22 protein-coding genes are annotated in these 22135 nt (G+C 67.9%); 16 read left to right on the forward strand and 6 right to left on the reverse strand.

Going from position 1 to position 22135, the window contains the following annotated elements; translation table 11 throughout:
• Window positions 1–55: 55 nt before the first annotated feature.
• From mca to ASD37_RS27295, 4 genes are read left to right on the forward strand one after another with little or no spacing between them, the layout of a single operon-like run.
• Window positions 56–922: a mycothiol conjugate amidase Mca gene (gene mca / locus ASD37_RS27280; RefSeq protein WP_056559197.1), complete on the forward strand. Its 867-nt coding sequence runs from the start codon at window positions 56–58 to the stop codon at window positions 920–922.
• Window positions 919–1203, forward strand: a complete 285-nt coding sequence (locus ASD37_RS27285) for a hypothetical protein (RefSeq protein WP_056559200.1) — start codon at window positions 919–921, stop codon at window positions 1201–1203. The genes mca and ASD37_RS27285 overlap by 4 nt, the downstream gene beginning before the upstream one ends.
• Entirely contained in the window at window positions 1193–3178 is a 1986-nt protein-coding gene (locus ASD37_RS27290) for a thioredoxin domain-containing protein (protein ID WP_156721133.1), read from the forward strand. Before ASD37_RS27285 ends, ASD37_RS27290 begins: the two co-directional genes overlap by 11 nt.
• Window positions 3179–3188: 10 nt before the next feature.
• Window positions 3189–3563, forward strand: coding sequence for a nuclear transport factor 2 family protein (locus tag ASD37_RS27295; protein WP_056559999.1), 375 nt, complete (start codon window positions 3189–3191; stop codon window positions 3561–3563).
• 23 nt (window positions 3564–3586) lie between these two features.
• On the opposite strand, the gene ASD37_RS27300 is transcribed toward ASD37_RS27295, so the two are convergent.
• Together ASD37_RS27300 and ASD37_RS27305 are read right to left on the reverse strand one after the other, a co-directional pair.
• A complete protein-coding gene (locus tag ASD37_RS27300; RefSeq protein WP_056559206.1) occupies window positions 3587–4468 on the reverse strand; it encodes a DUF559 domain-containing protein in 882 nt (293 codons plus the stop codon).
• A 101-nt stretch (window positions 4469–4569) separates the two neighbouring features.
• A complete protein-coding gene (locus ASD37_RS27305) occupies window positions 4570–5304 on the reverse strand; it encodes a hemolysin III family protein (protein ID WP_056559209.1) in 735 nt (244 codons plus the stop codon).
• Window positions 5305–5360: 56 nt separating this feature from the next.
• Between ASD37_RS27305 and ASD37_RS27310 the strand changes: the two genes are divergently transcribed.
• From ASD37_RS27310 to ASD37_RS27325, 4 genes are all read left to right on the forward strand, one after another.
• A complete protein-coding gene (locus tag ASD37_RS27310; RefSeq protein WP_082570477.1) occupies window positions 5361–6158 on the forward strand; it encodes a (2Z,6E)-farnesyl diphosphate synthase in 798 nt (265 codons plus the stop codon).
• A 20-nt stretch (window positions 6159–6178) separates the two neighbouring features.
• Complete coding sequence (locus ASD37_RS27315) at window positions 6179–7546, forward strand: hypothetical protein (protein ID WP_056559212.1); 1368 nt, start codon at window positions 6179–6181, stop codon at window positions 7544–7546.
• A gap of 101 nt (window positions 7547–7647) precedes the next feature.
• A complete protein-coding gene (locus ASD37_RS27320; RefSeq protein ID WP_056559214.1) occupies window positions 7648–8058 on the forward strand; it encodes a hypothetical protein in 411 nt (136 codons plus the stop codon).
• A 104-nt stretch (window positions 8059–8162) separates the two neighbouring features.
• The gene (locus ASD37_RS27325; RefSeq protein WP_056559217.1) at window positions 8163–8573 is read left to right on the forward strand and encodes a hypothetical protein; all 411 of its coding nucleotides are present in this window, start codon (window positions 8163–8165) and stop codon (window positions 8571–8573) included.
• Window positions 8574–8646: 73 nt separating this feature from the next.
• Here ASD37_RS27325 and coaA read toward each other — a convergent pair whose 3' ends face one another.
• A complete protein-coding gene (gene coaA, locus ASD37_RS27330; protein ID WP_056559220.1) occupies window positions 8647–9585 on the reverse strand; it encodes a type I pantothenate kinase in 939 nt (312 codons plus the stop codon).
• Between the two features lie 30 nt (window positions 9586–9615).
• Between coaA and ASD37_RS27335 the strand changes: the two genes are divergently transcribed.
• The 6 genes from ASD37_RS27335 to ASD37_RS27360 all read left to right on the forward strand — a co-directional run bounded on the left by ASD37_RS27335 (window position 9616) and on the right by ASD37_RS27360 (window position 16958).
• The gene (locus tag ASD37_RS27335; RefSeq protein ID WP_056559222.1) at window positions 9616–10815 is read left to right on the forward strand and encodes a hypothetical protein; all 1200 of its coding nucleotides are present in this window, start codon (window positions 9616–9618) and stop codon (window positions 10813–10815) included.
• 89 nt (window positions 10816–10904) lie between these two features.
• Complete coding sequence (locus tag ASD37_RS27340; RefSeq protein ID WP_056559224.1) at window positions 10905–12371, forward strand: glycine hydroxymethyltransferase; 1467 nt, start codon at window positions 10905–10907, stop codon at window positions 12369–12371.
• Window positions 12372–12426: 55 nt separating this feature from the next.
• Window positions 12427–13254, forward strand: coding sequence for an acyl-ACP desaturase (locus tag ASD37_RS27345; protein ID WP_056559227.1), 828 nt, complete (start codon window positions 12427–12429; stop codon window positions 13252–13254).
• A gap of 201 nt (window positions 13255–13455) precedes the next feature.
• Complete coding sequence (locus tag ASD37_RS27350) at window positions 13456–14769, forward strand: PhoH family protein (RefSeq protein ID WP_056559230.1); 1314 nt, start codon at window positions 13456–13458, stop codon at window positions 14767–14769.
• Window positions 14770–14864: 95 nt separating this feature from the next.
• The gene (locus ASD37_RS27355) at window positions 14865–15740 is read left to right on the forward strand and encodes a polysaccharide deacetylase family protein (RefSeq protein ID WP_056560003.1); all 876 of its coding nucleotides are present in this window, start codon (window positions 14865–14867) and stop codon (window positions 15738–15740) included.
• Window positions 15741–15749: 9 nt separating this feature from the next.
• Window positions 15750–16958, forward strand: a complete 1209-nt coding sequence (locus tag ASD37_RS27360; protein ID WP_056559233.1) for a cation:proton antiporter — start codon at window positions 15750–15752, stop codon at window positions 16956–16958.
• Here the strand turns inward: ASD37_RS27360 and ASD37_RS27365 are convergent.
• Together ASD37_RS27365 and glpX are read right to left on the reverse strand one after the other, a co-directional pair.
• Window positions 16942–18348: a class II fumarate hydratase gene (locus ASD37_RS27365; protein WP_056559237.1), complete on the reverse strand. Its 1407-nt coding sequence runs from the start codon at window positions 18346–18348 to the stop codon at window positions 16942–16944. The two genes, ASD37_RS27360 and ASD37_RS27365, sit on opposite strands and share 17 nt — an antisense overlap.
• 37 nt (window positions 18349–18385) lie before the next feature.
• Entirely contained in the window at window positions 18386–19447 is a 1062-nt protein-coding gene (glpX, locus tag ASD37_RS27370; protein WP_056559240.1) for a class II fructose-bisphosphatase, read from the reverse strand.
• 53 nt (window positions 19448–19500) lie between these two features.
• Here glpX and ASD37_RS27375 point away from each other — a divergent pair, with 53 nt between their 5' ends.
• On the forward strand, window positions 19501–20133 hold the full coding sequence (locus ASD37_RS27375; protein ID WP_056559244.1) for a DUF4245 domain-containing protein: 633 nt from the start codon (window positions 19501–19503) through the stop codon (window positions 20131–20133).
• 8 nt (window positions 20134–20141) lie between these two features.
• Entirely contained in the window at window positions 20142–20942 is an 801-nt protein-coding gene (locus ASD37_RS27380; protein WP_056559247.1) for a dienelactone hydrolase family protein, read from the forward strand.
• Here the strand turns inward: ASD37_RS27380 and ASD37_RS27385 are convergent.
• A complete protein-coding gene (locus ASD37_RS27385) occupies window positions 20920–22128 on the reverse strand; it encodes an AI-2E family transporter (RefSeq protein WP_082570452.1) in 1209 nt (402 codons plus the stop codon). The two genes, ASD37_RS27380 and ASD37_RS27385, sit on opposite strands and share 23 nt — an antisense overlap.
• Window positions 22129–22135: the final 7 nt, after the last annotated feature.

Below are 22135 nucleotides of genomic sequence, written 5' to 3' on the forward strand. Positions count from 1 at the left end.
CACCCAAACTGGTTGAACCGTGACGACCATGGCGAGAGATCAAGATAGGCACAGCGTGAGCGAACTGCGTTTGATGGCGGTCCACGCCCACCCCGACGACGAGTCGAGCAAGGGCGCCGCCACGATGGCCAAGTACGTGGACGAGGGCGTCCGCGTAAAGGTGGTGACGCTGACCGGCGGTGAGCGGGGCGACATCCTGAACCCCGCCATGGACCTGCCCGAGGTGCACGGCCGGATCCACGAAATCCGAATCGACGAGATGGCGCGCGCCGCGGAGATCCTCGGCGTCGAGCACGAGTGGCTCGGGTTCGTCGACTCCGGTCTTCCGGAGGGCGACCCGCTTCCGCCGCTGCCCGAGGGCTGCTTCGCGTTGGTTCCGCTGGAGGAGTCCACCGAGCGTCTGGTGCGGTCGATCCGCGAGTTCCGGCCGCACGTGCTGACCACGTACGACGAGAACGGCGGCTACCCGCACCCCGACCACATTCGCTGCCACCAGGTGTCGATGGCCGCCTACGAGGCCGCCGCCGACTACCGCCTGTTCCCCGACGCGGGTGAGCCGTGGGCGGTCACGAAGGTGTACTACAACCACGGGTTCCTTCGGAAGCGCATGCAGGCGTTCCAGGACGAGTTCGCCAGGAACGGTCAGGTGGGTCCGTTCGAGAAGTGGCTCAAGGACTGGGACCCGGAGCTCGACGTCACGGACAGCCGGATCACCACCAGCGTCGAATGCGCGAAGTACTTCGGTCAGCGCGACCAGGCGCTCCTGGCGCACGCCACGCAGATCGACCCGAAGAGCTTCTTCTTCACCACTCCGATCGAGTGGCAGGAGCGCCTCTGGCCGACCGAGGAGTACGAGTTGGCGCGGTCCCGCATCCCCGTGACGCTGCCCGAGGACGACCTGTTCGCCGGGATCGAGCCGTGACCGACAGCCTTCTGCTCGTCGTCGGGCTGCTTGCCGACGACGCGCCGCGGGACACCGGTCCCGACTTCGGCAAGGCCAGTCCGTTCGGCTTGGTGGTCATCGTGATCCTGCTGATCGGTACGTTCCTCCTCGTTTGGTCGATGAACAAGCACCTCAAGAAGCTGCCGGAGTCATTCGACCCCGAACATCCCGAACCCGATCAAGCCGTCGACGACGGAACCGTCGTGGAGCCCGGTGATCCCGGCCTGGCCAAGGGTGGGCGTCCAGACGGTGGCGGTTAACGCCCTCGGAGAGGCCACCAGCCCCTACCTTCGCCAGCACGCCGACAACCCCGTGCACTGGCAACAGTGGACTGCGGGGGCACTCGCGGAGGCGGCTGCGCGCGACGTGCCGATCCTGCTGTCGATCGGTTACGCGGCCTGTCACTGGTGTCACGTGATGGCGCACGAATCGTTCGCCGACAACGACGTGGCCGCGGTCATGAACGCCAACTTCGTCTGCATCAAGGTCGACCGCGAGGAGCGCCCCGACCTCGACGCGGTCTACATGTCCGCGACGGTCGCGATGACGGGTCAGGGTGGGTGGCCCATGACGTGCTTCTTGACGCCGGACGGGCGGCCGTTCTTCTGCGGCACGTACTACCCGAAGGACGGCTTCCTGCAGCTGCTCGACGCCGTCGCCGACACGTGGCGGCACCGCCGCGCCGAGGTGGAGCAGGCCTCAGACGAGATCGCCGGTGAGCTCGCCTCGATGGCGTCCGGTCTGCCCGGCGGGGGTCCCGCGTTGGAGCCCGCGGTGTGCGATCACGCCGTCGCGGCCGTGCTGGCCGACGAGGACGTGGCGCGCGGCGGCTTTGGCGGCGCCCCGAAGTTTCCGCCGTCGGCGTTGCTGGAGGGACTGCTGCGCAGCTACGAGCGCACGGGTGACCCCCGCGTGCTCGCGACGGTGGAGCGGGCGCTCGACGCGATGGCGCGGGGCGGAATCTACGACCAGTTGGCAGGCGGCTTCGCCCGCTACAGCGTCGACCCGTCGTGGGTGGTGCCGCACTTCGAGAAGATGCTCTACGACAACGCATTGCTGCTTCGGGTGTACGCCCATTGGGCGCGCCGCTCCGGAGAAACGATGGCGCGCAAGATCACCGACGAGACGGCGGCCTTCATCGTGCGCGATCTCGGTGAGGGCGGAATGTTCACCTCCTCGCTCGACGCGGACGCCGACGGGGTGGAGGGGCTCACGTACGCGTGGACGCCCGCGCAACTGCGCGAGGTGCTCGGCGACGACGACGGTGCTTGGGCGGCATACATTTTCGGGGTCACCGACGCCGGAACGTTCGAGCACGGCACCTCGGTGCTGCAGCTGCGGGACACCCCCGACTCACTGTCCCGTTTTGTGAGGGCGCGCACGATATTGCTCGCCGCGCGGCTCGGACGACCGCAACCCGCGCGTGACGACAAGGTCGTGACGGCCTGGAACGGCTTCGCGATCACGGCGCTCGTCGACGCCTCCGTCGCGCTGGACCGTCCCGAATTCCTCGACGCTGCAACGCAATGCGCCCGATCCATCCTCGAACTCCATGTCGTCGACGGCCGTCTTCGGCGCGCCAGTCTCGGCGGCCGTGTCGGTGACAGCGCGGCCATCCTCGAGGACTACGCGGGGCTGGCCACCGGGCTGATGACGCTGCACCAGGTGACCGGTGACCCGGAGTGGCTGACTGCGGCGACCGGGTTGCTCGACGTCGCGCTCGACCACTTCGCCGATCCCGACCGGGAGGGACGCTGGTTCGACACCGCCGACGACGCGGAGCGACTGATGGTCCGGCCGTCGGATCCGCTGGACGGCGCCACCCCAGCGGGGGCGTCGCTCATCACCGAGGCCCTGCAGCTCGCCGCGCATCTGACCGGGTCCGAGCGGTACGCGTCGGCGGCCCGCGCCTCACTCGCGGCGGCGACCCCGATCCTGGTCAAACTGCCACGCTCGGGCGGTCATTGGCTCGCCGTGGCGGAGGCCGCCGTTCGTGGACCGCTGCAAATCGCGGTGGCGTGCGACCCGCTCGACTCCGAACTGTTGAACGCCGCGCGCCTGCTGGCACCCGGCGGGGCGATCGTCGTCGGGGGAGCGGTCGACTCGTCTGCGTTGCTGCGCGGCCGCGATCGGATCGGTGGCCGCGACGCCGCCTACGTCTGCCGCGGCCACGTATGCGACCTGCCGGTCACGACCGCCGAGCATCTCGCTGCCGCGCTCCGGACGCCCGTGTAGCGTGCGGCACATGCCGAGTGCCGACCTGATCAAGCAGACCGTCAATCGCTACCTGGAACTGGTGTCCGAGGGCAACCCCGAGGCGGTCGCCCAGCTGTACACCGACGACGCCACCGTGGAGGACCCGGTCGGCGGCGAGGTGCACATCGGACGTCAGGCAATCCTGGGCTTCTACTCAGGTGTCATCGGCGCGAAGGCCGAGACCGAGATCATCACGCTGCGGGCGCTCGGGCACGAGGCGGCCTACCTGTGGGCGCTGACCATGGATCTCGGCGAGGGCGCGAAGATGCGCATCGAGATCCTCAGCGTCATGTCGTTTGACTCCGACGGCAACATCACCGCGATGAAGGCCTACTGGGGCCCGGAGAACATCAGCCAGCTCTAACCCCCCCTTCCGATTTCGGCGCGCTAATCCGCGGTGGCCGCGGAGGAACGCGCCAAAATCGCCCGGCGGATCTCGGCGATGACTCGATCGGGATATTCGGTCAGGTCCAGCCAAGTGAAGCGGAGCACCTGCCACCCGGCAAGGATGATGGCGTTCTGTCGCTTGCGGTCGTGGTGAAAGTCGTCCGAATCCGTATGGAAGGCCAAACCGTCCACCTCAATGGCGACCAAGCACCCCGGAAAGCCGACGTCGACGAGGTATCCCGCGACCGGATGATTGGCGATCCAGCCCTCGATGCCTGCTCCCTCGAGCAAGCGAATCAACAGGCGTTCCGCAGCGGATCGGGCTCCGCTCTCCGCCGCCTGCAGCAGTCGCCGGGAAGCGGGCGCGCCATACCGCCCCTTGTTCCGAAGGTGAGCCGCCCACAGCGGACTCAGCTCGACGTGACGTTGCAGCGCGGAGTCCATCAGCTTGGGTCCGCCGCCCCGTCTGGTGGCGGCCTCGACCACCGTGAGTTCGAGGGCAGTGACCTGGAGTCCGCGCCGCTCGACGACGTCCTTGGCCGGAAGTTCGCGGCGCCGCACGCGCGACCCTTCGTGGCGTCGGCCGTGGCTGTTGCGGGGCACCGTCACCTCTACGACGGCGGGCGCGTACTTCGTCACGTCGTGCCACCAGGCGGCCGCCAGTCCACTCGCGACTGCGTGCGGGCCGTGGCCCCACACCGCGGCCCTGATCCGCGCCGAATCGGTGAACGGTCGGTCGTCGACGAAGTAGACCCCTTGCGAGCATCGGCGCCAATGTCCGGAGCGCGCACGGCGTTCCACGGCGTCGTTGCTCATCCCCAGAATGCGGGCGTGCGACGTCGTGATGACGCCGTCGTGAGAGCGGAGGAAGTCGTCCAGCATTCTTAGTAGACGGTGCGACCCCCGCGAACGGTTCCACTCCCAGGATTTCGGCGCGCAAATCCGCGGTGGCCGCGGGGGAGCGCGCCGAAATCGCCGAGGGGCTAGTTGCTGAAGACCGCGAACCACATCGCGATGTAGTGGCAGATCGCCGCCACCGCGGTGCACGCGTGGAAGAACTCGTGGTGACCAAACGTCGTCGGCCATGGGTTGGGCCACTTGAGGGCGTAGAGCACCCCGCCGACGCTGTACAGCGCTCCACCGACGACCAGCAGCACCAGCGCCGCCACGCCCGCGCCGTGCATGATCGGCACGATGAAGAATGCGGCCACCCACCCGAGCAGCAGGTACAGCGGCACGCCCACCCACGCCGGCGCCGACGGCCAGCACATCTTCAGCAGCACGCCCGCCAGGGCACCGGCCCAGACGATCCAGAACAGCATCATGCCCTGGCTGGACGGCAACGCCAGCAGGGCGAACGGCGTGTAGCTGCCCGCGATGAACAGGAAGATCATCGAGTGGTCAAGGCGCTTCATCCACTTGCGCTTGACCGGCGACACCCACGTCACCCGGTGATACGTCGCGCTGACGGCGAACATCGCCACGATCGTCAACGTGTAGAGCAGGGTGGCGAGCCCAGCGCGGGAACCCTGCAGCGCCCAGGACACCGACACCAGTGCGGTGCCCGCGACGGCGGCGACGATCGCCGAATAGAGGTGAATCCAGCCGCGAGCGCGTGGCCTGCCGAAGAACTGCGCAACGGCTTCGGGCAGATCCTCTGCCTCGTGGTGCTCGACGGACGGCGGATCTGAGTCGGTCGTATCGATCGAAGTGGCCATGTCGCCTCCGCTATCTGGCATGGGTGGACCCGATCGTCACAGTAGTCTTGATCCTCGTGGAACTCATTCCCCCGCGACTCAAGGAACCGGCCTACCGGGTCTACGAAGCGCGGCTGCGACACCAGTTGGCGAGATCGAAATCCCAACTGCCAAGGCACATCGCGGTGCTGTGCGACGGAAACCGCCGCTGGGCGCGTGACGAGGGTCACGCCGACGTCAGCTACGGCTACCTGATGGGCGCTGCGAAAATAGCCGAGATGCTCCGCTGGTGCCAGGAGACCGGCGTCGAGATGGCGACCGTGTACCTGCTGTCCACCGAGAACCTGCAGCGCGACCCCGCCGAGCTGGCGTCGCTGATCGGCATCATCACCGACGTCGTCGAGGAGATCTGCGCGCCCGCCAACCGCTGGAGCGTCCGCACCGTCGGCGACCTCGAGTTGCTCGGGCAGGAGTCGGCGCGACGGCTTCGCGACGCCGTGGACGGCACCGTCGCCACGGCACCCGCGGGCGCCTTCCACGTCAACGTCGCCGTCGGTTACGGCGGACGCCAGGAGATCGCCGACGCGGTGCGCGCCGTGCTGAGCAAGGAACTCGCCAACGGAGCGACGGCCGAGCAGCTCGTCGAGTCGGTCACCGTCGAGGCGATCTCCGAGAACGTCTACACCTCCGGCCAGCCCGACCCGGACCTGGTGATCAGGACCTCCGGCGAGCAACGGCTGTCGGGCTTCCTGCTGTGGCAGAGCGCGTATTCGGAGATGTGGTTCACCGAGGCGCACTGGCCGGCCTTCCGGCGCGTCGACTTCCTGCGCGCGCTGCGCGACTACACGCTGCGAGACCGCCGCTACGGGCACTAGTCCCGTGACAGACTGAACCCGTGGCTGCGATGTCCGCAGTGGTGTTCGGCCTGAGCTGGTGGCTCGGGCTGTACCTGCTGGCCCGCGATCCGCGCAAACCCGTTCTGGTGCTCGCCGCCGTCGGGCTGACCAGCTTCGCTGTGGTGGTGGCGCTGGACGCCGTGCGTCATCTCGGCTCGTCGCTTGCGGGGACGCTCAGCCACCTCGAGGTGTACCTCGTCGTCGTGCCGGGTGTGGCGTGGTTCGCGGTGCTTCTCGAGCTGACGCGTCCCGGCGACACGTGGCGTGGTCGCATCGGGGAGGCCTCGGCGGTAGCGCTCGTCGCCGCACTGGCCCTGCTTGGCGCGTCGATGGCGGGTTCGGTCGACGGTCCGCTTCGCCCGGGTCACTGGGTGATGTTCGCCGTCGTCTCGTTGGCGACGCTCGGGGCGATGGCCAGGATGCTCGCCGCGGGACGACGGCCCCGCTCGGTGACGGGCTCGGTCGTCCTCGCCACGTTGTTCTTCGCGTTGGGCAACGCGATCCTGGTGATTCCGCTCGGCTTGGTGCCGAGCTGGTTGGCGTTGGCGTCCACGGGTTTCGACGTGCTGCTTCTCGGTGTCGCGGTGGCGCTGTGGGATTCGTTCGACGAGGGTCAGGCGCTGCGGGCGGACATGTTGCGGTCGTTCACGGGAAGCGTCGTCGTCGCCGTGCTCTTCGGCGGGCAGGTGCTCGTCGGGATGGCTGTCACCGACGAACATGCGGCGCTCTCGGTGCTGTTGTTCACCAGCCTTGCGGTGGCGATCGGCATCAACGTGATGGCCGATCCGTTGGCGGGCGTGCTGGACCGCCTCGCGTTCTCCAGGTCGCCGACCCTGCGGGCCGACCGGGCCGCGCTGCGTCGCACCGAGGCCGCGCTGCCGCTGCGGTCGGACAATCCGCTGGACGGCGTCGACGACGAGACGTTCGTCCGGTTGACCCGCCGGGCGCTCGGCCACTACGGCGACTTGTCGAAACTCGTCGCCAGCCCGCTGACCGCGTTGCCGGTCCTCGACGAGCGGCTTGCTCGCCGCGGCGCGCCCGATCAGCCGCTGGAGCGAGCCAACGAATTACGGGCCCTGCTCGCCGACCGGATCGCGGCGTTGAGACCGCGTGACGGCGGGGAGTTCGGCACGACCGAGCAATGGCGGCACTACAACTCGCTGTACTTCCCGTACGTCGTCGGGGTGCGGGCGTACGCGCAGAACGCGACGGCCGCGGGGCTGGACCCCGTCGCCAAGCGGGCGTGGCAGTGGTTCGTGACGGAGGTACCGCAGCGGTCGCTGCACAACTGGCAGAACGCGGCGGCCCGCGTCATCGCCGCTGATCTGCGCGGCAGTCGGGTGACGGCGGTCGACCACACGTCCTGACCTGCGGTTGGCAGTGTTTGGCAGCGTTCGGCGTCGATCTGGCAGTGGCTCCCGAGCATCGTTGGAGGCGTCCAGAAACCTCAACGTCGAGGAGCCCCCCAATGACCGCCACCATCTCGCATAGACCCCTGTCCGACAGTTCTGACAGCCTCCTGCGCTTTGCCATGCGGGCCGACGCCACCCTGTGCGCGGCCCTTGGCCTGCTGCTCGCGATGGCGGCCGATCCGCTGTCGCGACTCTCCGGGCTCTCCGCCACCTCTGAATGGTTGGCCGGAGCCGCGCTCGTCGTCTACGGCGTGACGCTCTACGTGATGGCCGCCGCGCCCTTCGTGCGGCGCATCGGCATCGGCATCGTCGTGGCCAACGTGGTCTTCGCGGTAGCCGTCGTCGCGATCGTGGCGGCCGGAGTCTTGCCGCTCACCGGGATGGGCGTGGCCATGACGCTGGCCACCGTCGCCGCCACCCTCGGGCTGGCGTACCTGCAGTACCTCGGAGTCCGCCGGCTGGCGTGACCCCGCGGAGAACCGGTGCGCGGCCGCCCGAGGCGAGAGGTCACCGCGAGTGGCCCGCACCGGCCATCGGATGTTTCGAAAATTCAACCAGGAAGGGAAGATTCATGACCACCATCACCGCCACCGCCCACACCGGGACCAAGGACGCGTTCCTGAGGTTCGCCATGCGGCTCGACGCCGTGCTGACCGGCGTCATCGGAGCCGCGGGTCTCGCGTTGGCGCCACGCATCGCCGAGCTGTCGGGCACCACGCCGGCGACCGAGTACGCGCTGTCCGCCTTCTTCGTCACTTACGGAATCGCCGTGTACGCGCTGTCGCGACTGACGCACGTCCGCACGCCGGGCCGCCTCGTGGTCGCGGGCAACGTCGTGTTCACCGTCGCTGCGGTGGCCGTCGTGCTTGCGGGTGTCTGGCCGCTGACCACCATGGGCGTGGTGCTGACGCTCGGCAGCGGCGTCTACACGTTGGTGATGGCCGACCTGCAGTACCTGGGTCTGCGCCGCCTGCGCGCGTAGTCCACATGAGATTTGGGCGCGTTCATCCGCGGTGAGCGCGGGTGAACGCGCCGAAGTCGCGGGGGTGAGGGGGCTAGAGCTTGCGCAGGCGCAGCCGGTTGATCGCGTGGTCGGCGTCCTTGCGCAGCACCAGCGTCGCGCGCGGCCGGGTGGGCAGGATGTTCTCGATCAGGTTGGGCCGGTTGATCGAATGCCAGATGTCGCGCGCGGCGAAGACGGCCTGCTCGTCGGTCAACGTCGAGTAGTGGTGGAAGTGCGACTGCGGGTCGGCGAACGCGCCGGCCCGCATCGCCAGGAACCGCGACACGTACCAGCCTTCGATGTCCTCGATGCGGGCGTCGACGTAGACGGAGAAGTCGAAGAGGTCGGACACCATCAACGCCGGGCCGGTCTGAAGGACGTTGAGGCCCTCCAGAATCAGGATGTCGGGGTGCTTGATGGTCATCTGCTCGTCGGGGATGATGTCGTAGAGCAAGTGCGAATACACCGGCGCGGACACGTGATCCGAGCCCGACTTCACCGCCGTGACGAATCGCATCAGCGCCCGCCGGTCGTAACTTTCGGGAAAGCCCTTGCGGTGCATCAGGTTCCGACGTAGAAGCTCGGCGTTCGGGTAGAGGAAGCCGTCGGTGGTGACCAGGTCGACGCGGGGGTGGTGCTCCCAACGGGCGAGCAGGGCCTGCAGCACGCGGGCGGTCGTCGACTTCCCGACGGCCACGCTGCCCGCCACGCCGATCACGAACGGCACCGGACGGTCGGGGTTCTGTTGCGGTTCACCGAGGAACTCGGCGGTCGTCGCGAACAGACGCTGACGCGCGGCGACCTGAAGGTGGATCAGCCGGGCCAGCGGGAGGTAGACCTCTTCGACTTCGAGCAGGTCCAATTGTTCGCCGAGACCGCGAAGCCCGAGGACTTCGCTCTCCGTGAGTTTCAACGGTGTCGACATCCGTAGCGAACGCCATTGACTCCGGTCGAACTCGACGTACGGACTCGGCTCGCTCGTCCGCGCCATGGAGCCAGTGTTGCATTTACGGTTGGGACCATGGACGCCACCACCGTCATTCGCGAATATCTGCTCCTCGGTCTGAGGTTCGACCGCATCGAGGAGGGCTACGTCGACTCCTACACCGGGGACCCAACACTGCGTGCCGTCGTCGGTGCGGAGCCGCCGCCGGACCCCGCCGAGCTCGCGCGCCAGGCGACGCGGTTGATCGCCGAACTGCCGGGCGCCGACGGTCTCGACGGCCAGCGCGCCGACTACATCGCGGCGCACCTGCGGGCGTTGGCCAGTGCGGGCCGCAAGTTCGCGGGTGAGGACATCGGGTTCGTGCAGGAGGTGCACGACTACTTCGACGTGGACATCGTCAAGGGCGACCCCGACAAGTACCGCGAAGCGCACCGCAAGCTCGACGAAGCGCTGGGCGGCACGGGCGATCTCGCCGAGCGGATGCAGAGCTACCGCAGTGGCGAGGAGATCCCACCGGAGCGGCTCGAGGAGTGCATCCACGCGTTCTCCAGCGCCCTCCGCGACAAGGTGCGTGCCGACTTCCCGTTGCCCGACGCCGAGACGATCAACTACGAGATCGTCACCGACAAGCCGTGGTCGGGGTTCAACTACTACGAGGGCGACTACCGCTCAACGGTCGCGGTGAACGCCGACCTCAAGCAGCAGATGTCGGGGCTGCCGCGGCTCGTCGCGCACGAGTCCTATCCCGGTCACCACACCGAGCACTGCCGCAAGGAGTTCGGCCTGGTTGCCGGCAAGAACCAAACCGAGCAGACCATCTTCTTGGTCAACACGCCGCAGTGCCTGATGGCCGAGGGCCTCGCCGACCTCGCGCTGTACGCCGCGATCGGACCCGACTGGGGTCAGTGGGCGACCGAGATCTACGCCGACCTCGGGCTGCGGTTCGACGGCGAGCGCGCTGTGGCCGTCTCCACCGCCGCGGCCGCGCTGGCCGACGTCCGCCAGGACGCCGCGCTGATGCTGCACGACGAGCACCGTGACGTCGACGACGTGGCCGCGTTCCTGCAGCGGTGGCAACTGACCAGCGACGCGCGCGCCCGGCAGTCGCTGCGGTTCCTGTCGTCCCCGCTGTGGCGGGCCTACACCAGCACCTACGTCGAGGGCTATCGACTGTTGCGCGCCTGGCTCGACGCCCGCCCGGCCGACGTCACGCTGATCGAGCGGTTCGGCAGGCTTCTCGACGAGCCTTTGGTGCCGTCGGCGTTGCGCGCCTGACGCCGAGTTCTGCAGGACGGCTGGGATTTCAGAATGAAGACGACCATGGCGCAGAAGTCGGCGTAGTCTGCGCCGACTAAGCTGGGCCCATGACCGCTGAGCCCGTGACCACCCCTACTCCAGCGCTGGGCGCGGAGTACGCCGAGACCGCGAGCGCCGCGTACACGGCCGCCTTGAAGGTCATCGAGTCCGTCGAACCACGCATCGCTGCGGCCACGCGCCAGGAGCTCGCCGATCAGCGTGATTCGCTGAAGCTGATCGCCAGCGAGAACTACGCGTCGCCTGCCGTGCTGCTGACGATGGGCACCTGGTTCTCCGACAAGTACGCCGAGGGCACCGTCGGCCACCGCTTCTACGCGGCGTGCCAGAACGTCGACACCGTGGAGGCGCTGGCCGCCGAGCACGCCCGCGAGCTGTTCGGCGCGCCGTATGCCTACGCGCAGCCGCACTCCGGCATCGACGCCAACCTGGTCGCGTTCTGGGCAATCCTGCAGACCCGCATCGAGGCGCCCGGCCTGGCCGAACTCGGTGCCAAGAACGTCAACGACCTGACCGAGGCCGACTGGGAGAAGCTTCGCGCCACGCTGGGCAACCAGCGCCTGATGGGCATGTCGCTGGACGCGGGCGGCCACCTGACCCACGGTTTCCGGCCCAACATCTCCGGCAAGATGTTCCACCAGCGCAGCTACGGCACCGACCCGCAGACGGGCCTGCTGGACTACACGCAGGTCGCCGCGGCGGCTCGCGAGTTCAAGCCGCTGATCCTGGTCGCGGGGTACTCCGCCTACCCGCGCCGGGTGAACTTCGCCAAGATGCGCGAGATCGCCGACGAGGTGGGCGCCACCTTCATGGTCGACATGGCGCACTTCGCGGGCCTGGTGGCCGGCAAGGTGTTCACCGGCGACGAGGACCCGGTGCCGTTCGCTCACGTCACGACGACGACGACGCACAAGTCGCTGCGCGGCCCGCGCGGCGGCCTGGTGCTGGCCACCGAGGAGTACTCGGCGGCGGTGGACAAGGGCTGCCCGATGGTGCTCGGCGGCCCGATGGCCCACGTCATGGCGGCCAAGGCCGTCGCGTTCGCCGAGGCCCGTCAGCCGTCGTTCCAGCTCTACGCCCAGCGCATCGCCGACAACGCCAAGGCGTTGGCCGACGGCTTCCTCACCCGCGGCGCCCGCCTTGTCACCGGCGGCACCGACAACCACATCGTGCTGCTCGACGTCACGTCGTTCGGCCTGACCGGTCGTCAGGCCGAGTCGGCGTTGCTCGACGCCGGCGTCGTCACCAACCGCAACTCGATCCCGGCCGACCCGAACGGCGCCTGGTACACCAGCGGCATCCGGTTCGGCACCCCGGCGTTGACGACGCGCGGATTCGGTGCGGACGACTTCGACCGCGTGGCCGAGCTGGTCGTCGAGGTGCTGACGAACACCCAGCCCGACGGGACGTCGAAGGCCAAGTACGTCTTGGCCGACGGAGTTGCCGCCCGCGTGCGCAGTGCGTCGGCTGAACTGTTGAACGCCAACCCGCTGTACCCGGGTCTGACGCTCCAGTAGGACACGCCGCTGACCGATTTCGGGGAACGTGTGTCCACGGGTTACAGTTAGTTTCATGGCAGAGAAGCCCGTAGCCAATGCGTTGACCCTCGAGCTCGAGCCCGTCGTCGACGAGAATCTGACGCGCCACGTCGCCACCGAGGAGTTGTGGTACCCGCACGACTTCGTGCCCTTCGACAAGGGTGAGAACTTCGCGTTCCTCGGCGGCACGGACTGGGACGAGTCGTCGGTGACGCTGCCCAAGCCGGTGACCGATGCGCTGGAAATCCTGCTCATCGTCAAGGACAACCTGGCCGGCTACCACCGCGAGCTCGTCGAGCACTTCATCCTCGACGACAAGTGGGGACGTTGGCTCGGCCGGTGGACCGCCGAGGAGCACCTGCACGCGGTGGCCCTGCGCAACTACCTCGTCGTCACGCGCGAGATCGACCCCAGCGCCAACGAGGACGTCCGCGTCGAGCACGTCATGAAGGGCTACCGCGCCGACAAGCTCAGCCAGATCGAGACGCTGGTCTTCATGTCCTTCCTCGAGCGCGCTCACGCCGTCTTCTGCCGCAACCTGCAGGCCCAGATCACCGAGCCGATCCTGGCGTCGATGGTCGGCCGGATCGCCAAGGACGAGGAGCGCCACGAGGAGTTCTTCGCGAACCTCATCGCGCACTGCCTCACCACCAAGCGTGACGAGACGATCGCCGCGATCGCCACCCGCGCCGCCGCGTTCGAGCCCATCGGCGCGGACATCGACGCCTACGCAGGCAAGGTCCGCGTCGTCGCCGAAGCCGGCATCTTCGACGACGCGGCATTGCGCAAGGTGCTCTCCGATCGCATCGGCGCCTGGGGTGTCGCGGACGCTCCCGAACTCGCGGAATTCGTCGCCAACTAGTTAACCGAGTGGTCACATTTCGGCCACGGCGCGCCTGCTCGGCGCAATCCTCGGGACGGGAGTAGCGTCGGCTTCGATGGCCGACATGCTCTGCTATCCGGGCGGTACCCGTCGTTTCGACGAAGGGGCCGGCCCCGGTCCTGGTACCGCGGTATCCACCGAGGGAGTTCGTGCGGTGCCGCACGGGCCTAGGAGCGCCACGTGACTGATTCGGCCGTTCGGACTTACGTGCTCGACACCTCAGTGCTGCTGTCCGATCCCTGGGCATGCAGTCGGTTCGCCGAACACGCAGTCGTCGTCCCCCTCGTCGTGATCAGCGAGTTGGAGGACAAGAGGCACCACCACGAACTGGGCTGGTTTGCGCGCCAGGCCTTGCGGATGTTCGACGATCTTCGACTCGAACACGGGCGACTCGATCAGCCCATTCCCATTGGTACCCAAGGCGGAACGCTCCAGATCGAGCTCAACCACAGTGATCCGTCGGTCCTGCCCGCCGGCTTCCGCACGGGCACCAACGATGCACGAATCCTGACGTGCGCCGCCAACCTCGCCGCCGAGGGCAAGCTGGTCACCCTCGTCAGCAAGGACATCCCGTTGCGCGTCAAGGCGGGCGCGGTCGGCCTGCCCGCCGACGAGTACCACGCCCAGGACGTCGTGGCGTCGGGTTGGACGGGCATGTCCGAGGTGGAGGTCAGCGCCGACGACGTCAACGCGCTGTTCGCCGACGGCGAGATCGACCTCGAGGAGGCGCGAAACCTGCCGTGCCACACCGGTGTTCGGTTGCTCGGCGGCAACTCGCACGCGTTGGGCAGGGTGAACGCCGAGAAGAGGGTGCAGTTGGTCCGTGGCGACAGGGAGGTGTTCGGCCTCCGGGGAAGGTCAGCCGAACAGCGCGTCGCCCTGGACCTGCTGCTCGACGAGTCGGTCGGGATCGTGTCCCTCGGCGGCAAGGCGGGCACCGGAAAGTCGGCGCTGGCATTGTGCGCGGGACTCGAGGCGGTGCTGGAACGCCGCACGCACCGCAAGGTCGTCGTCTTCCGGCCGCTGTACGCCGTCGGCGGACAGGATCTGGGCTATCTACCCGGTAGCGAGAGCGAGAAGATGGGTCCGTGGGCGCAGGCCGTCTTCGACACCCTCGAGGGGCTCGCCAGTCCGGCGGTGCTCGACGAAGTGAATGCCCGCGGCATGCTGGAAGTGCTTCCGCTGACCCACATTCGAGGCCGTTCGCTACACGACTCCTTCGTCATCGTCGACGAGGCGCAGTCGCTGGAGCGCAACGTTCTGCTGACCGTGCTGTCGCGGCTCGGCGCCGGATCGCGGGTGGTGCTCACCCACGACGTCGCCCAGCGCGACAACCTGCGGGTGGGGCGGCACGACGGCGTGGCGGCGGTCATCGAGAAGCTCAAGGGCCATCCGCTGTTCGCTCACATCACGCTTCTGCGCAGTGAGCGTTCGCCGATCGCCGCGCTCGTCACCGAGATGCTGGAGGAGTTCAGCCCCGGCGCCCTGCCCTGATCCCCATCGCGTGTGCTGTGAGATCGCCGTTCGACGCGATTCCGCGATCTCACAGCACACGCGAAACGGTCAGGCGGGGTCGGTAAGGTGTGCTGGTGCGCAAGCGCCCCGAGAAGCCCACCTGGTCATACTGGCGGACCGTCATCGGCGTGTGCGCCGGGGTGGCAATCGTCGTGGTCGGCAGCCTGACCGGTCACGTTGCCAAGGCCGACGAGGTCGACTGCTCCCAGTTCAAGTGCATCGCCCTGACGTTCGACGACGGGCCAAGCCCGTACACCGACCGGTTGCTCCAGGTGCTCAAGGACAACGACGCCAAGGCGACGTTCTTCGAGATCGGCAACAAGGTGGCGGCCAATCCCGAAGGCGCCAAACGCGTGGTCGAGGCGGGCATGGAACTGGGCAGTCACACGTGGGAGCACCCCAACATGACGACCATTCCGCCCGAGGACATCCCCGCCCAATTCAGCAAGGCGAGCGACGCGATCGAGGCCGCGACGGGTCAACGCCCCAAGCTGGTGCGCACCGCAGGCGGTCTGATCAACGACCAGGTGCTGGAGGAGGCCAAGAAGCAGGGCCTCGCCGACATCAACTGGGACGTCATCCCGTTCGACTGGGCGAACGACGGCAACACCGACGCGACCCGTTACATGCTGATGACCCAGATCAAGCCGAACTCCGTCGTCCTGTTCCACGACACGTACTCCTCAACCGTCGACCTGGTTCAGCAGTTCATCCCCGTGCTCAAGGCCAACGGCTACCACATGGTGACCGTGTCGCAGATGCTCGGTGAGCGGGCACCGGGCAGCACCTATGGCAGCCGCGACAACGGTCCGCCCGCCAACGATTTGACCGACATCCCGCCGGCCGAGATCCCGACGCTGCCGAACACCCCGTCGCCCGCTCCGATGCCCAACTTCCCGATCACCGACATTCCGGACCAGAACTCCGGTGGTCCCACCAATGGGGCGTGACGGCACGTCATGACGACGAACACGGCGTTCGTCCTGACGCTGTTGGTGCTCTGCTACGCGGTTGTCTCGGGTCTGGTGAAGCGGTGGTACCTGGCGCCGGCGCTGATCTTCGTGCTGTGTGGAATGGCGTTGGGACCGTTCGGTTTCGATCTTCTCGAGGGCGGGACGAACACCTCGACGTTCACGGTGCTGGCGCAGCTGGCGCTGACGGTGATTCTGTTCAACCAGGCCGCCGAGCTGGACATGTCAGCGGTCGTGCGACGCCGCGAGGTGACCTTTCGTCTTCTGGCGGTGGGCATTCCGCTGGCGATCGCGCTCGGCATGGGGACGGCGCTGCTGCTCTTTCCGGTGATGCCGACGTGGGAGGCGGTGTGCCTGGCCGCGATCGTGGCGCCGACCGAGGTCGCGTTGATCGACGCCCTTCTCGACGACGACCGCGTCCCCGAGCGGATTCGCCACGCGCTGTCCACCGAGAGCGGTTTCTACGACGGCTTCGCGCTGGCGGCGCTCCTCGCGGCGGTGGCGTTCGCCTCGGAGCGCAACGAAGCCAGCGTGCACTGGGGGTACTTCCTGGTGCGCACCGAACTGGTGTCGGTGGTCGTCGGGCTCGCCATCGGGGCGGCGGGCGGTTGGGTGATCGGCAGGTCGCGGCAGCGCGGCTGGATGAGCGACATCTGGGCGCAGCTCGCCACGCTGGCCGTCGCGCTGGTGTGCTTCCAGGTTGGCGAGATGTTGCACGGCAGCGGCTTCGTCGCGGCGTTCGCCGGAGGTCTGGCCTTCGCCTACGCGGCGCGCCGGGCGGGTTCGCGGCCCGAGACGCACGTGTCCGACGCCGCCGGTCAACTGCTCGAGTTGACCGTCTTCGCGTTGTTCGGCGGCTATGCGGTGATCGTGGGGTGGCGCGACGTCAGTTGGCGCGTCGTCGTATTCGCCGTCGTTGCCTTGTTCGGCGTCCGCCTGGTGGCGGTCTGTCTGGCGCTGCTGCGCAGTGACGTGCCGGTGCGAGACAGGGTGTTCATCGGGTGGTTCGGCCCGCGCGGCATCGGCACGTTGGTGCTTGGCCTGCTGGTGTTGGAACGCGGCAGCATCGAGCAGGAGTCGCTGATCATCCAGGTTGTCGCGGTGACGGTGTCGCTGAGCCTGGTCCTGCACAGCGTGTCGGCGTGGCCAGGCATCAAGTGGCTGGCCACGCCGGACCGCGTTACTCGCCCTGCTTGACCTTCGCCATCTTCAGCACGTCGAGGCGCTTGTCGAGTTCCTCTTCGGACAGCTTGTCGCCGATCAGGCCGCGGTCGATGACCGTTTGCCGAATCGTCTTGCGCTCCTTGAGCGCTTCCTTGGCGACCTTCGCGGCCTCCTCGTAGCCGATCGCCGAATTCAGCGGCGTGACGATCGAGGGCGACGACTCGGCCAGCTCACGAAGGTGCTGCTCGTTGGCGACAAGGCCGTCGATGCACCGCTCGGCGAACAGCCTCGAGACGTTGGACAGCAGCGTGAACGACTCCAGGACGTTGCGCGCCATCATCGGGATGTAGACGTTGAGCTCGAAGGCACCGGAGAGGCCACCGACGGCGACGGCGGCGTCGTTGCCGATCACCTGGGCGGCGACCTGCGTAACAGCTTCGGGCAGAACGGGATTGACCTTGCCCGGCATGATCGAGCTGCCCGGCTGCAGGTCGGGCAGCTGAAGCTCGCCGAGACCGGTGAGCGGGCCGGAGCCCATCCAACGGACGTCATTGGCGATCTTGGTCAGCGACACGGCGATGGTCTTCAGGGCGCCGGACGCCTCGACGAGCCCGTCGCGGGCGGCCTGCGCCTCGAACGAGTCGACGGCCGTTCGCAATTCGGCGATGCCGGTCTGGTCGACGAGGACGTCGACGACCTTGGGGCCGAATCCGTCGGGTGCGTTGAGGCCGGTGCCGACGGCGGTGCCGCCGATGGCCAGCTCACCAAGCCGGGGGAGCGTCGCCTTGACGCGTTCGATGCCTGCCTCGATCTGACGGGCGTAGCCGCCGAACTCCTGGCCCAGCGTGACCGGGACGGCGTCCATCAGGTGCGTGCGGCCGGACTTGACGACGGTGCGCCACTGCCGGGCCTTGTTGCCCAGCGACTCGTGGAGCACCTCGAGAGCCGGAATCAGGTGTCGGACAGCGGCTTCCGTGGCGGCGATGTGGGTCGCGGTGGGGAAGGTGTCGTTGGAGCTCTGCGACATGTTGACGTGGTCGTTGGGGTGTACCTCGACGCCGTTGGCCTTCGCGATCGAGGCGATGACCTCATTGGCGTTCATGTTCGAGCTGGTGCCCGACCCTGTCTGGAAGACGTCGATCGGGAATTGGTCGTCGTGCTTGCCGTCGGCGATCTCGGCGGCCGCGGCGATGATGGCGTCGGCCTTGTCGGCGTCGAGCAGGCCGAGGTCCTTGTTCACCTGAGCGCAGGCACCCTTGAGCAGGCCGAGGGCCCGAATCTGGGTGCGCTCCAAGGGCCGGAACGAGATTGGGAAGTTCTCCACCGCGCGTTGGGTCTGTGCCCGCCAGAGGGCGCTCTTCGGCACCCGGACTTCGCCCATGGTGTCGTGCTCGATGCGGTATTCGACTTCGTTGTCGGGCATTTGCTCCCTGTTCGTCTCTCGGTTGGGGGGAAGGGTGTTACGGCAAGGGGTGGGCGGCGGACATGTCACCGGTGAAGTCGACCGCCGAGTACTCGTTGAGCTTCGAAAGTCGGTGGTACGCCTCGATCATGCGGACCGTGCCGGACTTGGAGCGCATCACGATCGACTGCGTGGTGCAGCCGCCGCCGAAGTAGCGGACGCCCTGCAGCAGATCGCCGTCGGTGACACCGGTGGCGGAGAAGAACACGTTCTCCCCGGACACCAGGTCCTCGGTGTGCAGCACGCGGTCGAGGTCGTGGCCCGCGTCGATCGCCTTCTGGCGCTCGGCGTCGTCGGTCGGGGCGAGGACGGCTTGGATGGCACCGCCCATGCAGCGGATGGCCGCGGCGGTGATGATGCCCTCTGGCGTGCCGCCGATGCCGGCCAGCATGTCGGTGCCGGAACCGGGCCGACAGGCCGCGATCGCACCCGCGACGTCACCGTCGGAGATCAGCCGGATGCGGGCGCCCGCCTCGCGGACGTCGGCCATCAGCTGGCTGTGCCGGGGCCGGTCGAGCACGCACACCGTGATGTCGGCGACCGAGGACTTGCGCACCTTGGCGACGCGGCGGATGTTCTCGCCGATCGGCGCGGTGATGTCGAGGACGTCGACCGCGTCAGGGCCGACGGCGATCTTGTTCATGTAGAACACCGCCGACGGATCGAACATGGCGCCGCGTTCTGCCACCGCGAGCACCGAGATGGCGTTGGGCATGCCCTTGGCCATCAGCGTGGTGCCGTCCACGGGGTCGACGGCGAAGTCGCAGTCCGGTCCGTCGCCGTTGCCGACCTCTTCTCCGTTGTAGAGCATCGGGGCGTTGTCCTTCTCGCCCTCACCGATGACGACGACGCCGCGCATCGACACCGAGTTCACCAGCTCGCGCATGGCGTCGACGGCGGCCCCGTCGCCGCCCTCCTTGTCGCCGCGGCCGACCCAGCGGCCCGCGGCCATGGCGCCCGCCTCGGTCACCCGTACCAACTCGAGGGCGAGGTTGCGATCCGGGGCTTCGCGTCGTGATCGGGACGAGCCGCTTGCGGGGGAAGCATCAGGGGCAGTCATGTGCAGATTCTCCCATTAACCGTCCACAGGTTGGGAGCTGGGATACTGGCAGAGTGACCACACCCCAGGCGGCTCCGGAGCCGAAGCCGGCCAAGTCGCGGCTGTTGCAGGACGGCCGCGACATGTTCTGGTCGATGGCACCTCTGGTCCTGGTCTGCATCGTGCTGGCGGGGATCCTCGGAATGTGCTCTTTCGCCCCGAACGGGCCAGGTCAAGGGCCTGTGCTGCCCTATGACACGACCGCCGCGATGAAGGCCGACGCCGAGACGCTGAAGATCCCGATCCGTCAGCCGCAGTTGCCGGAGGGGTGGCGCGCGAACTCCGGCTCACGCGCCAGCATCGACGGCGGCCGCACCGAGAACGGCAGGCCGGCGCGGGCCGTCATCTCGCGCACCGGTTTCCTGGCGCCGACGGGGATGTTCATCAGTCTGATTCAGAGCAATGCAGACGAGCAGAGCCTCGTCCGGTGGGTCGACACCGACGTGGTGCCCACGGGGACCCAGGACGTCGACGGCGTGCGGTGGATCGTCTACGAGGGCGGCGAGGATTCCCGGCCGGTGTGGACGACCCGGCTCAAGGGGCCGACCGGTCCGGCGCAGATCGCGGTCACGGGGCCAGCGGGTACCGACGAGTACCGTACGCTGGCGAAGGCCACGCAGTCGCAGCCTCCGCTGCCCGTCGTCTAGGAGACCCCATGCCCGGACCGGAAGCAGACCTCACCGGATGGGCCGTCGCGCCCTTCACCGCCGAGGGTTTCACCTACGACGTCTACCGCAAGGGCGAGGGCCCCGGCGTCGTCCTCATTCCCGAGATGCCCGGCATCCACCCAGGCGTGCTGGCGCTGGGAAACCACTTGGTGGACAACGGGTTCACCGTCGCGTGTCCGTCGCTGTACGGCACCCCGGGGGCCAAGGGCATCCGGCCCGGTGCGGTTCCGGTGATGCTGCGCGGTTGCGTGGCCAAGGAGTTCGCCGCCTTCGCCACCAACGCCGACCGGCCCGTCGCCCACTACCTGCGCGCGCTGGCCCGTGACCTCAACGAGCGGACGCCCGGCAAGGGCGTCGGCGTCATCGGCGAGTGCTGGAGCGGAGGGTTCGCCCTGGCCGCCGCGGTCGACGACAGCGTGCTGGCCCCGGTGCTGAGCCAGCCGTCGCTGCCGATCGGACTGACCGCCAAGCAGAAGGCCGATCCCGGCCTGTCGGAAGCCGAGCTCAAGGTCGTCGAACGCCGCGTCGCCGAGGACGGCCTGTGCGCGCTCGCATTGCGCTTCAGCGAGGACCCGATGTCGCCCGGTGCGCGTTTCGCGACATTGAAGGCACGGCTGGGGGACGCCTTCGAGGTGATCGAGATCGATTCGAAGAAGGGCAACGCGGCCGGATTCGGGAAGATGGCCCACTCGGTGCTGACCCTCGAGGTCCGCGAAGTCGACGGCCATCCCGCCTACGAGGCCCGCAAGCGGGTCGTCGAATTCCTCAAGCAGAGGCTGACCGCGTAGTCGCGCTCTGCGCTTGCTGCCGCTTGCGGTCACGCCGGCTCCAGATCCGTTGCCGCGCCTTCTCGATGAGGCGGGCGACGGGACCGGGCCCCTTGTCCTCGTCGTCGTCATCGGGGTCGTCGATCGGCACGCCCTTGAACACCGCGAGGTAGACGCTCACCGTCGTGACGATGACGATCATCACCACCGGGCCGATGATGATGCCCAGGAAGCCGAACATCGTGATGCCGGCGAAGACGGCCAGCAGCATCAGGGCGGAGTCCAGGCGGGCAGCTCGTGGGATCAGGATTGGTCGCAGGACGTTGTCGATGTTGGTCACGACGATCAGATGCCAGGCGATGACGAAGATGCCGCCGGGGACGTTGCCAAACAGGATCATTCCGATGCCGAACGGGATGCTCACGATGCCGCCGCCGAGCGGGATCACCGACAGCGCGGTGAGCAGGATCGCAAAGATGAAGAAGCCGTCGTGGAAGCCGGCAAGGTAGATCGACACCGCACCGGCCAACCCCTGCGCCAGCGCGATGACGAACTGGCCGAATACCGCGCCGCGCACCATCGCGCCCATCTTCTCGAAGTAGAGGTCGGTGACCTCTTCGCCGAGCGGGTTGAGTTGGCGGATCAGCGTCTGCACGCGTTCGCGGTTGGAGAGCAGCGAGATGAACACGTAAATGAACAGCACGGCCGCGGTGAGCCCGCCGGCGAGTCCGCCCGCGGCACCCTGCAGGGCGCCAAGCGCGTATTCGCCCACACTTTGGGCGACGGTGCTCATCTTCTCTTGCAGCAGTTGCGGTGTCACCTGGACGTCGCCGAGAAACGGGATCTTGTCGACGGCGTCGTTGGTCCACTTCAGCGCGTGGTCGCCGAGCGAGTTCAGGTCGGTGTGCGACACCCAATCCGACACGCTGCGGACCATGGCGCTGATCTGCACCACGGCCAACAGGATCAGCAGTGACAACGGGATGATCACCGCGAAGATCGCCGCCAACAACGTGAACGTCACCGACAGCCCGCGGTTGAACCGCGTGAGGAACCAGTTGAACAGCGGGTTGAACAGGTAGGCCGCGACGGTCGCGACGACGACGAGCATGAAGTAGCCGCGAAGGAAGTACGCGCCGAAGGCCAGGGCGACGACGACCGCGACGGCCAGCGCGCGCTTCTGCGTTTGGGTGAACTCCGTCGTCATGGCCACG

The sequence above is a fragment of the Mycobacterium sp. Root135 genome, from assembly GCF_001426545.1.
Taxonomy (GTDB): Bacteria; Actinomycetota; Actinomycetes; order Mycobacteriales; family Mycobacteriaceae; genus Mycobacterium.